The sequence below is a fragment of the Nonomuraea indica genome, assembly GCF_002850745.1.
GTDB lineage: Bacteria > Actinomycetota > Actinomycetes > Streptosporangiales > Streptosporangiaceae > Nonomuraea > Nonomuraea indica.
On the sequence record NZ_KZ559468.1, the window covers coordinates 229,122 to 242,197 of the forward strand.

At 73.3% G+C, this 13,076-nt stretch carries 11 protein-coding genes; 10 read left to right on the top strand and 1 reads right to left on the bottom strand.

The annotated features are described in order from the left end of the window. Window positions 1–2: 2 nt before the first annotated feature. Window positions 3–1,724 carry an ABC transporter ATP-binding protein gene (locus CXR44_RS08855; RefSeq protein WP_101784485.1) on the bottom strand — a complete coding sequence of 574 codons (1,722 nt, stop codon included), beginning with the start codon at window positions 1,722–1,724 and terminating at the stop codon, window positions 3–5. 545 nt (window positions 1,725–2,269) lie between these two features. Here CXR44_RS08855 and CXR44_RS08860 point away from each other — a divergent pair. The 10 genes from CXR44_RS08860 to CXR44_RS08905 form a co-directional block, all read left to right on the top strand. Then, the gene (locus tag CXR44_RS08860; RefSeq protein ID WP_397019726.1) at window positions 2,270–2,815 is read left to right on the top strand and encodes a flavin reductase family protein; all 546 of its coding nucleotides are present in this window, start codon (window positions 2,270–2,272) and stop codon (window positions 2,813–2,815) included. Between the two features lie 35 nt (window positions 2,816–2,850). Beyond that, on the top strand, window positions 2,851–3,762 hold the full coding sequence (locus tag CXR44_RS08865) for a glutathione S-transferase C-terminal domain-containing protein (RefSeq protein ID WP_101784487.1): 912 nt from the start codon (window positions 2,851–2,853) through the stop codon (window positions 3,760–3,762). Further along, window positions 3,759–5,099 (top strand): NtaA/DmoA family FMN-dependent monooxygenase, encoded by a 1,341-nt coding sequence (locus CXR44_RS08870; RefSeq protein WP_101784489.1) that lies wholly within the window; start codon window positions 3,759–3,761, stop codon window positions 5,097–5,099. Before CXR44_RS08865 ends, CXR44_RS08870 begins: the two co-directional genes overlap by 4 nt. Further along, a complete protein-coding gene (locus CXR44_RS08875) occupies window positions 5,096–6,286 on the top strand; it encodes an LLM class flavin-dependent oxidoreductase (protein WP_101784491.1) in 1,191 nt (396 codons plus the stop codon). Before CXR44_RS08870 ends, CXR44_RS08875 begins: the two co-directional genes overlap by 4 nt. Next, on the top strand, window positions 6,283–7,317 hold the full coding sequence (locus tag CXR44_RS08880; RefSeq protein ID WP_101784493.1) for an LLM class flavin-dependent oxidoreductase: 1,035 nt from the start codon (window positions 6,283–6,285) through the stop codon (window positions 7,315–7,317). The genes CXR44_RS08875 and CXR44_RS08880 overlap by 4 nt, the downstream gene beginning before the upstream one ends. Further along, window positions 7,314–8,420 (top strand): MsnO8 family LLM class oxidoreductase, encoded by a 1,107-nt coding sequence (locus CXR44_RS08885; RefSeq protein WP_101784495.1) that lies wholly within the window; start codon window positions 7,314–7,316, stop codon window positions 8,418–8,420. The genes CXR44_RS08880 and CXR44_RS08885 overlap by 4 nt, the downstream gene beginning before the upstream one ends. Then, window positions 8,417–10,018 carry an ABC transporter substrate-binding protein gene (locus CXR44_RS08890; RefSeq protein ID WP_101784497.1) on the top strand — a complete coding sequence of 534 codons (1,602 nt, stop codon included), beginning with the start codon at window positions 8,417–8,419 and terminating at the stop codon, window positions 10,016–10,018. Before CXR44_RS08885 ends, CXR44_RS08890 begins: the two co-directional genes overlap by 4 nt. After that, a complete protein-coding gene (locus tag CXR44_RS08895) occupies window positions 10,015–10,920 on the top strand; it encodes an ABC transporter permease (protein ID WP_101784499.1) in 906 nt (301 codons plus the stop codon). Before CXR44_RS08890 ends, CXR44_RS08895 begins: the two co-directional genes overlap by 4 nt. Window position 10,921: 1 nt before the next feature. Beyond that, window positions 10,922–11,797: an ABC transporter permease gene (locus tag CXR44_RS08900; protein WP_101784501.1), complete on the top strand. Its 876-nt coding sequence runs from the start codon at window positions 10,922–10,924 to the stop codon at window positions 11,795–11,797. Window positions 11,798–11,834: 37 nt separating this feature from the next. Further along, on the top strand, window positions 11,835–13,076 hold a 1,242-nt coding region (locus CXR44_RS08905), incomplete at its 3' end, for an ATP-binding cassette domain-containing protein (RefSeq protein WP_245898993.1).

The following is a 13,076-nucleotide window of genomic DNA, read 5'->3' on the forward strand; positions in this document are numbered from 1 at the left end:
CGTCAACGCAGGGCTCCTTCGGACGGGTCGAGGTCGGCGTCCTGCGCGAGCAGCTCGCGGTACTCGGGCACCGTCTGGAGCAGCTCGTGGTGCCGGCCGACGTGTGTGATCGTGCCGTCGCGCAGCAGCGCGACCTTGTCGGCGAGCAGCACCGTGGAGGCGCGGTGGGCGACCACGATGCCGGTGGCGTCGCGCAGCACGTGCCGCAGCGCCTCCTCCACCAGCGCCTCGGTCTCGACGTCCAGCGCCGACAGCGTGTCGTCGAGCACGAGGACGCGCGGCCTGCTCAGCACCGCCCGGGCCAGGGCCAGGCGCTGCCGCTGCCCGCCGGACAGCGACATGCCCTGCTCGCCGATGCGGGTGTCGAGACCCCACGGCAGGTCGTGGACGAACATGGCCTGCGCGGTGCGGATGGCGTCGTCCAGCTCCTCCTCGGTGGCGTCGTGCCGGCCCAGGGTGAGGTTCTCGCGCACGCTCATGGAGAACAGCGTGGGCTCCTCGAAGGCGGTCGCCACGATCTGCCGCAGGGACGGCAGCGTCAGGTCGCGCAGGTCGTGCCCGTCGATCGTGATCCGGCCGGCCGTGGGGTCGATCAGCCTCGGCACCAGGGCGGTCAGCGTCGTCTTGCCCGACCCGGTGGCGCCCACGACGGCGACCGTCTCGCCGGGCCGCACGTCGAGCCGCACGTCGCGCAGCACCGGCCGCTCGGCGCCGGGGAAGCGGTACTCGACGCCCTCGAAGCGCAGGTGACCGCGCGGCTCGGCGATGGTCGCGGTGCCGCCCTTGATGGCGGGCACGGTGTCCATCACCTCCATGACCCGGTCGGCCGAGGTCATCGCCTCCTGCGCCATGGCCAGGATGTAGCCGAGGCTGGCGATCGGCCACACGAGCTGGAGCATCAGCGTGGTGAACGCGACCAGCGTGCCCAGCGTCAGCGCCCCGCCGCCGACGGCCAGCGCGCCGAGCAGCAGCACCAGCGCGAGCGTGGCGTTCGGGATGACCTCCAGGAAGGTGAAGAACCTGGCCGACAGCGCGACCTTGTCCATCGACGTGTCGTACACCTTGCGGGCGGCGTCGTCGTAGCGGTCGTAGACGTGGTGCCGGCGGCCGAACGCCTTGATCGTCCGGATGCCGATGGCCGACTCCTCGACGAAGGTGGCGAGGTCGCCCTGCTGGTCCTGCACCTGCCGGGAGATCTTGATGTAGCGCTTCTCGAAGCGCATCGACACCAGCACGATCGGCACGGCCGAGGCGGCCACGAGGAGTCCCAGCGGCCAGTACATGTTCAGCAGCAGCACCGTGACCGTGATGAGCTGCAGGATGTTCATCACCAGGAAGAGCATCCCGAAGCCGAGGAAGCGCCTGATCGTCGACAGGTCGGTGGTGGCGCGCGAGAGCAGCTGGCCCGACTGCCACTCGCCGTGGAAGGCCATGGGCAGGCGCTGCAGGTGCTCGTACAGGTCGTCGCGGATGCTGGTCTCCAGGCCGAGCACCGCCCTGATCTGGGTCCACCTGCGCAGGAAGATCAGTAACGCCTCGACGACGCCCACGCCGAGCGCCACGAGGCCGAGGGGGAGCAACCCGCCCGGATCGCCGCCGGAGACGGGCCCGTCGATCACCTCCTTGCCGACGAGCGGCAGCGCGATGCTGGCGCCGATGCTGACGATCGCCACGAGCCAGATGAACACGAGCCTGGCCACGTAGGGGCGGAGATAGGACTTCATCCGCCACAGGGAGTTGGTGGAGAGCGGGGGACGGCGCGATGAGCGAGTATCCGGAGGCATCCCTTCCAGGCTAGTACGCGGGATCAACCGATTTTCGGCCCGCCACGCCGCCCGATATTCATGTAAAACAAGTAGGGAATGTTGACTTCTGGGTGGGTGTGGCCTACTGTGATCGTCATGAGCCAGGGCCTCCGCCTGACCAAGCGCTCCCACGTGGACTTCGGTCACGTCGCCAGCGCGCAGTGTCGTTGATCGCGAACCAGTAGCCGGCGCGTCGCCAGGCGCACCCGCCGACCCCCGTGCTTTCGGTACGGCCCGCGGCGCCATGCCTCGCCTGCGCCGTCCCCGCCGCGCACGTGCCGTCCCGCGCCGACCCCCTGCCCACGTCCCCGCCGACGACCCCGCTCACCGCGGCTCAGGCCCGTGCCTCCGGCCCGCGTCCCCGCATCCCCGGGTCCGTCCCGGGCCCGCGTCCCGAGGTCCGTGTCCCAAGGCCCGCGTCCGGACGCCGCGTGAGCATGCCCGAACACGTGAGGAACGCTTTCGTGATCTCCTTCAGTCCTGCCCCTGCCGCGCCCACCCGTACGACCGAGACCCACGAGGCCGTGGCGGCCGACGCGTTCCGGCGGGCGCTCGCCGCGCACGCCGCCGGCGTCGTGGTCATCACGGCCCAGAGCGGCGGCATCCCCGCCGGCCTGACCGCCACCTCCTTCTCCTCCGTCAGCCTCGACCCGCCCCTCGTCTCCTTCTACGTGGACCGCTCCTCCACCACCTGGCCGTCGCTGAGCGCCGCCGACCACTTCGCGGTCAACATCCTGGCCGGCGACCAGGCCGACCTAGCGGCCCGCTTCGCCCGCAAGGGCATCGACCGCTTCGCCCCGCCCACCCGGTGGCGGCCGGGACCGTACGGGGCCCCGCTTTTGCACGACGTCTCGGCGCACCTGATCTGCCTGCCGTACGAGACGACCGAGGTCGGCGACCATCTCCTGGTCGCCGGGCTCGTCGTCGGCGCCGACGTGCACAGCCCGGGGCACCCGCTGCTCTACCACCAGGGCCGCTTCGGCCGCTTCCTCGCCCATCCCGCATCCTGAACCGCCCATCCCGCATCCTGAACCTGGAGTCCGGCGTGACCGTCGCCACCCATGCCCCCGCCTACGCGAGCCCCGTCGACCACGTCGCCTACGGCGAGTACGGTCCCGGCCGCCTGCACCTGTCACCAGGCTGGGACCGCCCGATCTACCCCTTCCAGGACCGCGTCACCGCCGACGGGTCCAGCGGCTTCCGCGCCGAGCCCGGCCGCTACCACCTCTACGTCGCCTGGGTCTGCCCCTTCGCCCAGCGGGCGGCGATCGTCCGCAACCTCAAGGGACTGCGGGACGTCGTGTCGCTGTCGTACGTGGACGACGAGCGCGACGGCCGGGGCTGGGCGTTCCGCGAACGCCGGGGGCCCGACCCGGTCAACGGCTTCACCCTGCTGGAGCAGGCGTACGACGCGACCGAGAAGGGGTACGGCGGGCACATCTCCGTGCCCGTGCTGTGGGACCGGCGGACCGGCCGGATCGTCAGCAACAACTTCCCCGACATCACGATCGACCTGGCCACCGCGTTCGAGGAGTGGGCCGACACCTCGGTGGACCTCTACCCGGCCGCGCTCCGCCCGGAGATCGACCTGCTGAACGGGTGGATCCACCACGACCTCAACACCGGCGTCACGCGGGTGGCCCGCGCGGCCACCGGGGCGGACCGCGAGCAGGAGCGCCGGCGGGTCGTCTCGGCCCTGGAACGGCTGGACCGGCGGCTGGCCGACCGGCGGTTCCTCACCGGCGACACGGTCACCGAGGCCGACGTGCGGCTCTGGGTGACCCTGATCAGGTTCGACGCGGACCACAACCGCGACCACCTCATCAGCGAGCGGCGGCTGGCCGACTTCGGGCACCTGTGGGCCTACGCCCGGGACCTGTACCAGCGGCCGGCCTTCCGCGACACCGTCGAGGACCTGCCCGCCGACTGGGACGCACCCCATGGGCGGGACCGATGACGCGCAAGCGGGTCCACCTCGCGGCCCACTTCCCCGGTGTCAACAACACGACCGTCTGGACGGACCCCCGCGCCGGCAGCCAGATCGACTTCGCCTCGTTCGCCCACCTCGCCAGGACGGCCGAACGGGGTGGGTTCGACTTCTTCTTCCTGGCCGAGGGCCTGCGGCTGCGCGAGCTCAAGGGCCGCATCCACGACCTCGACGTGGTGGGGCGGCCCGAATCGCTCACCGTGCTCAGCGCCCTGGCGGCGGTGACCGACCGGCTGGGACTGGCGGGCACCGTCAACGCCACCTTCAACGAGCCGTACGAGTTGGCCCGGCGCCTGGCCACGCTGGACCATCTCAGCCAGGGCCGGGCCGCCTGGAACGTGGTGACCACCTCCGACGCCTTCACCGGCGAGAACTTCCGGCGCGGCGGCTTCCTCGACCGCGCCGACCGCTACCGGCGGGCCGCCGAGTTCGTCCGCCTGTCGCGCGAGCTGTGGGACTCCTGGCAGCCGGATGCCGTGGTCGCCGACCCGGAGACGGGCCGGTTCGTCCGCGAGGGCGGGATCGGCGACGTCGCGCACCATGGCGAGCACTTCTCGATCGAGGGCCGGTTCACGGTGCCGCGCAGCCCGCAGGGCCACCCGGTCATCATCCAGGCGGGCGACTCGGACGAGGGCCGGGAGTTCGCCGCCTCCACCGCCGACGTGATCTTCAGCCGGCACGGCACGCTGGACGACGGCCGGGCGTTCTACAGCGACGTCAAACGCCGGCTGGCCAGGTACGGCCGGCGCCCGCGCGAGCTGAAGATCATGCCGGCGGCGACGTTCGCGCTGGGCGACACCGAGGAGGAGGCAGCCGAGAACGCCGCGGCCATCCGCCGGCAGCAGGTCGGCCCGCAGACCGCGATCGCCTTCCTCGAACAGGTGTGGGGACGTGACATGTCGGCCTACGACCCCGACGGGCCCTTCCCGGACGTCGAACCGGATCTGTCGGAGGACCTCTCCCAGGGCCGGGTGCCGTTCGGCGACCGGGCCGCGGTGGCCGCCAAGTGGCGGGCGCTGGCGCAGGAGAAGGGCCTGACCATCCGCGAGCTGGTGATCGAGGTGACCGGACGGCAGACGTTCGTCGGGACGCCGCAGAGCGTCGCGCGGCAGATCGACGAGCACGTGCAGGCCGACGCGGCGGACGGCTTCATCCTCGTCCCGCACCTGATCCCGGGCGGGCTGGACGAGTTCGTCGAACGGGTGGTGCCGCTGCTGCGCGAGCGCGGCGCCGTCCGCACCGGCTACACCGGCACCACCCTGCGCGAGCACCTCTTCGACGACGAGTCCGAAAGTGAGCCGTCATGACGTTGCACCTGGCCGTGGCGCTGGACGGGGCCGGCTGGCATCCCGCCGCCTGGCGCGAACTGACCGCCGCCCCGCAGGCGATCTTCTCGCCCGCCTACTGGGCCGGGCTGGTCACCGAAGCGGAGCAGGGCCTGCTCGACTTCGTCACGATCGAGGACGCCCTCGGCCCGCAGTCCACCCTGACCGACGGCTTCGACGACCGTACCGACCAGGTGCGCGGCCGGTTCGACGCCGTGCTGCTCGCCGCCCGGCTGGCCCCCCTCACCCGGTACGTCGGGCTGGTGCCCACGGCCACCACCACGCACACCGAGCCGTTCCACGTGGCCGTCGGCATCGCCACGCTCGACCACGTCAGCGGAGGCAGGGCCGGTTGGCGGCCGCAGGTCTCGCCGCGCGCCGCGGAGGCGCGGCACTTCGGCCGCAGGGAGTTCCCGCCGCTGGACCGGCTGCTCCCGCAGGAGGGGCTGAACCGGCCCGGCGGCCTGGACCTGTCCGCCGATCCGCACGTGCGGGACCTGTTCGCCGAGGCCGCCGACGCCGTCGAGGTGGCCCGGCGGCTCTGGGACAGCTGGGAGGACGACGCCGTGATCCGCGACGCGGCCACCGGCAGGTTCGTCGACCGCGACAAGCTCCACCCCGTCGACTTCGCCGGCAGCCGCTTCTCGGTGAAGGGCCCGTCGATCACCCCGCGGCCGCCGCAGGGGCAGCCGGTGGTGACGGCGCTCGCCCACGCGCGCCTGCCCTACGAGTTCGCGGCCGCCTGCGCCGACGTTGTCTACGTCACGCCGCACTCGGCCGAGCAGGCCCACGCCATCGTGACCGAGATCAGGGCGCTGTCCGCCGACCTGAAGATCTTCGCCGACCTCGTCGTCTTCCTGGGCGAGCACGCCGCGCGGCGCAAGGCGCGTCTCGACGAGCTGGACGGCGCCGTCTTCACCTCCGACGCCGCGATCTTCACCGGCACCGCCGGGGAGCTCGCCGACCTGCTGCTGGAGTGGCAGCGGGCGGGCGTCCAGGGGTTCCGGCTGCGTCCCGGCGGACTGCCGCACGACCTGCGGCAGATCACCCGGGGCCTGACGGCCGAACTGCGCGGGCGCGGCTCGTTCCGCGGCGCGTACGAGTCGCGGACGCTGCGGGGGCTGCTCGGGCTCCCGCGCCCGGCGTCCCGCTACGCGGAGGCGTCATGAAGTTCCTGGCCATCACCCTCATCGCGCACACCGACGACAGGTCGCCGACCGAACGGTTCCGGGAGGTCGTCGACAACGCGGTGCTCGCCGAGGAACTGGGCTTCGACGGGTTCGGCGTGGGGGAGCGGCACGAACGGCCCTTCCTGTCGTCCTCGCCGCCGGTGGTGCTGAGCCACATCGCCGCCAGGACGTCCAGGATCCGGCTGTTCACGGCGGTCACCACGCTCAGCCTGCTGGACCCGGTGCGCGCCTACGAGGACTACGCCACGCTCGACCACCTGTCGGGAGGCCGCCTCGAACTGATCATCGGCAAGGGCAACGGCGCCGCGCAGGCCCGGTTGTTCCACGTCACCGCCGAGGACCAGTGGGAGCGCAACCGGGAGGCGTACGAGCTGTTCCGCCGCCTGTGGCGGGAGGACAAGGTCACCTGGCAGGGCCGCTTCCGCCCGCCGCTCACCGACGCCGAGACCTGGCCCAGGCCCCTGCAGCGGCCGGTCCGGGTCTGGCACGGCAGCGCCACCAGCAAGGAGTCGGTGGACCTGGCCGCCCGTCACGGCGACCCGCTGTTCTCCGCCAACGTCACCCACCCCATCGACCCGTACGGCGAACTGATCGACCACTACCGGGAACGCTGGGCGCACTACGGCCACGACCCCGCCGACGCCCTGGTCGGCGCCGGCACCGCCGGCTACTACGCGGCGCCCACCTCCCAGGAGGCCGTCGCCACCTACCGGCCCCTGTTCGAGGCCCGGCTGGAGCTGTCCAGGCGGATGGGCGTGCCGCCCGTCTTCCCCACGCTGGAGGACGCCATCGAACGCTCCTCCCTCCTGGTCGGCAGTCCGCAGCAGATCGTCGACAAGGTGCTGCGCTACCACAAGAGGTTCGGCCACGAGGTCATGCACCTGCACGCCGACGCCGACGGGCTCACCCCCGGCCGGCACCGGCGGTCGCTGGAGCTGTTCCAGGCCGAGATCGCCCCCGCGCTGCGGGCCGAGATCCCCAGCAGGCCGTTCCCCGGAGAATCCCGATGACGCTGTCCATCCTCGACCTCGCCCCGATCACCTCCGGCCACACCGCCGCCGACGCGCTGCGCAACGCCATCGACCTCGCCCGGCGGGCCGAGGAGTACGGCTACCGCCGTTACTGGGTGGCCGAGCACCACTTCGCGCCCGGCGTGGCCAGCTCCGCCCCCGCCGTGCTGATCGCGCTGGTGGCCGCCGCGACCCGCACGATCCGCGTCGGCTCCGGAGCCGTGCAGCTCGGCCACCGGACACCCCTGTCGGTCGTCGAGGAGTTCGGTCTCGTCGACGCCCTGCATCCGGGCCGGATCGACCTCGGCCTCGGCCGGTCAGGGCAGCGCCGCGCCGAGCTCGCCGCCGGCCCGGCCCCCGCCGGCCCGGCCACCGGGACCCGGGCGGACCGGGTCGTGGACGGGCTGCTCATCCCGCCGCCGTTCGACTGGTCACGGCTGGCGGGGCACCCGCAGCTCGTCCACCAGGCCTCGCTGCTCCAGCAGCCCGGCGCCGAGACCCCCGACTTCGCCGGCCAGGTCGACGACGTGCTCGCCTTTCTCAACGGCACGCACCGGGCGCACGCCGTGCCCGGCGAAGGGGCCGACGCGCAGGTATGGATCCTCGGCAGCAGCGGCGGGCAGAGCGCCCAGGTGGCGGGGGAACGCGGCCTGCCGTTCGCCGCCAACTACCACGTCAGCCCGTCCCACGTCCTGGAGGCGGTGGAGGCGTACCGGGCGGCGTTCAAACCGTCGGCCGAGCTGGCCGAGCCGTACGTGCTCGTGTCGGCCGACGCCGTCGTCGCCGACGACGAGGCGCGGGCACGGAAGCTGGCCGAGCCGTACGCGCTGTGGGTGCGCAGCATCAGGACCGGGGCCGGCGCGATCCCGTACCCGACCCCCGAGGAGGCCGCCGCGCACACCTGGACGGCGGCGGACCGGGAGCTGGTCCGTGACCGGGTCGACACCCAGTTCGTCGGCACGCCGCGGGCGGTGGCCGAGCGGCTGCGCGTCCTGCGCCGGGTGACCGGGGCCGACGAGCTGCTGGTCACCACCATCACCCATGACCACACCGACCGCGTGCGCTCCTACGAGCTGCTCGCCGAAGCCTGGGACCGCCAGTGAAACGCCTGACCCTCCTGCCGCTCGCCCTCCTGCTGGCCGCCTGCGGCACCCCGCAGTCCGTCCAGGAAGCCCCACGCACCTCGCTGACCTGGGCCATCGAGACGCAGCCGATCACGCTCAACCCGCAGCAGTGGTCGCAGAACAAGGTCCGGCTGCTGGTGTTCAACCAGTTCGACGCGCTGCTGTCGCGCGGCGCCGACGGCTCCTTCCAGCCGTGGCTCGCCACGTCGTGGGAGGTGTCCGGCGACGGGCTCACCTACACCCTCCACCTGCGCGACGACGTGACCTTCCACGACGGCACCAGGTTCGACGCCGCCGCGGTCAAGGCCAACCTCGACCAGTTCAGCAAGCCCGGCTACAACCCCGCGGTGTCGTCGATCCAGCTCCGCGCGTTCGACCGGGCCGAGGTGGTCTCGCCGACCACCGTGAAGATCACGCTGACGGAGCCGGACGCGCTCTTCCTCGACTTCCTCGCCTCCCCGTACGCGGGTCAGGTGTCGCCCAAGTCGCTGCGCGAGGCCAAGGACCTCAAGTTCGGCGGGCCCGACCTGGTCGGCACCGGGCCGTTCGTCCTCGACCGGTACGTGCAGGGTCAGGAGATCCGCTACCGCCGCAACCCGGCCTACGACTGGCCGCCCGCCGGCGCGGCGCACCAGGGGCCCGCTCACCTGTCGGAGATCACCTATCGGTTCCTGCCCGAGGCGGCGGTCCGCGTCGGCGCACTCACCTCCGGCCAGGTGCAGGTCATCGAGGGCGTCCCCGCCACCGAGGTCGCCCTGATCAAGAAGGACCCGGACCTGGCCCTGCGGACGTCGCTCAACTCGGGCACCGCCTTCTCCTACTACTTCAACACCTCCCACGCCCCCTTCGACGACCAGCGGGTGCGCGAGGCGTTCCGCGAGGCCGTGGACGTGGACGCCGTCCTCGGGGCCGTCTACCAGGGCACCGCGACGCGGGCGTGGAGCATCGTCGGCAGCAGGAGCCCGTTCTACGACGCCTCGCTCGAACGCGCCTACGGCGGCGACGCGGCCAAGGCCAACGCCCTGCTCGACGCGGCGGGCTGGACGCGGCGCGACGCCGAGGGCTACCGGGTCAAGGACGGCAGGCGGCTCACGGTCCGCACGGTCGCCGCGGCGCCGTTCGTCCGTGACCGCCGTGACATCCTGGCCCAGGCCATCCAGGCCCAGGTCAAGCAGAGCGCGGGCATCGACTTCCAGGTCAGGATCGTGGACCAGGGCACGGCGCAGCAGGCTGTCGAGGACGACGCGTACGAGATCTTCGAGAACTCCCGCGGAGACTCCGACGTGGGCGCCGCGCTGAACCTGATCCTGCCGCGCGACGCCGCCATCAACCGCACCCGTCACGCTGACCCGCGGGTGGACAGGTGGCTCGCCGCCGCCTCCGCCACGTCCGACGAGGACGAACGCAAGGGCCTCTACACCAAGGTGCAGCGGGCGGCGGTGCTGGAGAAGGCGATCGTCTTCCCCCTCTACGTGCCCGCCGACCAGGTCGCGGCGCACAAGAGCGTGCAGGGGCTCGGCTTCGACCCGGCCTCCGGCACCCCGGCGGGCGCCTACGACGTGCGGATCGGCACGTGATCAGGCGCCTGGGCACCGGCCTGGCCGTGCTGTGGGCCGCCGCCACCGCCTCCTACCTCGCCCTGCTGCTCGCCCCCGGGGACACCGTCGACATCCTGGTCGGAGACGGTCCCGACACCCCGGAGATCCGGGCCAGGATCACCGCCGAGTGGGGACTCGACCGGCCCGAGGCGGTCCAGTACCTGTCCTATCTGTGGCGGCTCCTGCACGGCGACCTCGGCCGCTCCTACCAGTTGCAGCGCGGCGTCGGCGAGATCCTGGCCACCCAGGTCGGGCCGACCGTCCAGCTCACGTTCGCGGCCGCGGCCCTCGGCGTGGCGCTCGCCGGGATCATCGCCGTCGCCACGGCGGGGCGGGGGAGATGGGCGCGCGGCGTGGCCTCGGCCGCCGAACTGGTGGCGGTGTCGGTGCCGCCGTTCCTCATCGGCATCGTGCTGCTGGCCGTGTTCTCGTTCACCCTCGGCTGGTTCCCCGTCTCCGGGGCGGACGGGCCGGCCGCGCTGGTGCTGCCCGCGCTCGCCCTCGGCCTGCCCATCGCGGGGGTGCTCGGACAGGTGCTGCGCGGCGGGCTGGAGCGGGCGATCGAGCAGCCGTTCGCGGTGACCGCCCGCGCCCGCGGGCTGACCGAACGCGCGCTGGTGGCCAGGCACGCCGTGCGGCACGCGCTGATCCCCGCCGTGACCCTCGCCGGCTGGTTCACCGGCACGCTCCTCGGCGGCGCGGTGATCACCGAGGTGCTGTTCGGCCGTCCCGGACTCGGCCGCGTCGCGATGGAGGCCGTCACGGGCCGGGACCTGCCGGTCGTGATGGCCGTCGTGCTGCTGTCCGCGGTCGTGTACGTCACCATCAGCACGCTGCTCGACCTCGCCTACCATGTCATCGACCCGCGGATCGGGGGCTGAGATGCACCCCTCGGCACAGGCTGGCCCGCTCCGCCGGTTCGCACCGGCGAGCCTCCCGCGCCTGCTCACCCCGGCCGTCCTGTTCGGCCTGGTCGCGCCGGCCGCCTTTCTCGTCCTGGTCGCGCTGGCCGTGGTCGCGCCCGGCCTGCTCACCGGCGTGGACCCGCTGGCCGCCGACCCCCTGAACGCGCTGGCGCCGCCGGGCGGCTCCCACTGGTTCGGCGCCGACCACCTCGGCCGGGACGTCCTGTCCAGGGTGGTGCACGGCGCACGGCACTCCATCAGCATCGGCGTGGCCGCCACCGGCCTGGCCGTCACCGGCGGCGTGCTGCTCGGCCTGGCCGCCGGACTGTCGCCGAAATGGCTGGACGAGACGCTGGCGCGCGCGTTCGACGTGCTGTCGACACTGCCGGAGCTGCTGCTCGCCCTCCTCGTCGTGGCGGTCACGGGGCCAGGCACCGGAAACGTCATCCTCGCCATCGCCCTCGCCCAGATCCCGAACTACGCGCGGGTGATCCGCGCCCAGACCTTCGTGGTGCGCCACTCCGGGTACGTCGAGCAGGCCCGCACCTTCGGCCGTTCCGGCCTGGCCATCACGGCCGGGCACGTGCTGCCGAACGTGCTCGGGCCGATCCCCGTGCTGGCCACGATCGGGCTCGGGACCGCCGTGATCGCCAGCTCGGGGCTCAGCTTCCTCGGCATGGGCCCGCAGCCGCCGGCCGCCGAGTGGGGCGCGATGCTGTCAGAGGCCCGCGGCTACCTGCGGGTGGCCTGGTGGCAGGCGCTCTTCCCGGGCATCGCGATCACCTTGACCGTGGTCTGCCTGACCGTCGCCGGACGGCGCCTTCAGCGCCGCTTCGAAGGGAGAGCCTCATGAACGCCCGCATCCGCCCGCCGGCCGGAGGGAGCACGCCGTGACGATCACCCGGCCCGAACGGCATCCGGCCGTCCACCGCGCCTCGCCGCCGCTGGTGGCCGTGTCGGACCTGCGCGTGAGCTTCGGCGCGACCGAGGTCGTCCACGGCGTCTCCCTGACGGTCGAGCCCGGCGAGTGCGTGGCGATCGTCGGCGAGTCCGGGTCGGGCAAGAGCGTCACCGCGCGCACGCTGCTCGGCCTGACCGGGCCCGGCTCGACCGTGCGGGCGGGCTCCTTCCTGATCGGCGGCCGGGACGCGCTCGCGTTCCGGCCCGGCGACTGGCGGCGGCTGCGCGGCAGATTCGCCGGGCTGGTGCTGCAGGACGCGCTCGTCTCGCTCGACCCGCTGCGCACGGCGGGCGCCGAGATCTCCGAGGTGCTGGCCGTGCACGACGTCGTGCCGCGGGCGCGCCGCCACGACAGGGTGCTGGACCTGCTCGACGCGGTCGGCGTGCCCGAACCGGCGACGCGTGCCGGGCAGCGCCCGCACCAGCTCTCCGGTGGGCTGCGGCAGCGGGTGCTGATCGCCTCGGCCGTCGCGGGAGACCCCGAGCTGATCATCGCCGACGAGCCGACCACGGCGCTCGACGTCACCGTGCAGGCCCAGATCCTGCGCCTGCTCGCCGCGCGCAAGGCGGCCGGCACCGCGCTGCTGCTGATCAGCCACGACCTGGCCGTGGTGGCCTCCATCGCCGACCGCATCCTGGTCATGAAGGACGGCCGCGTCGTGGAGGAGGGCCCGGCGAAGGCGGTGCTGACCGCGCCCGCGCACGACTACACGCGTGCCCTGCTGGCCGCCGTGCCGTCGGCGGCCTCCCGCGGCACCCGCCTGACCGGCGGCGCGGCGCCGGTCCGCCGGGTCGCGGAGCCGTCCGCCCCGGTGCTGGCCGGGACCGGCCTGATCCGCTCGTACGGCCGGCGCCGTGCCGTGGACGGCGTCTCCTTCGCGTTGCACGCGGGGGAGACGCTGGGCGTCGTCGGCGAGTCCGGCTCGGGCAAGTCCACGCTCGCCCGGCTGGCCCTCGGCCTGCTCGAACCCGAGGCGGGTGAGGTGACGCTGGGCGGGCGGCCGTGGAGCCGCCTGCCGGAACGCGCCCGCCGCCGGCTGCGGCCCACGATCCAGTTCGTCTCCCAGAACCCCTACGACTCCTTCGACCCCCGCCACACCGTCGGCCGCCTGGTCGCCGAGCCGCTGCGGCTGCCGCGGGCGCAGCGGCGGGGCCGCGGGCTGGGCCTGCTG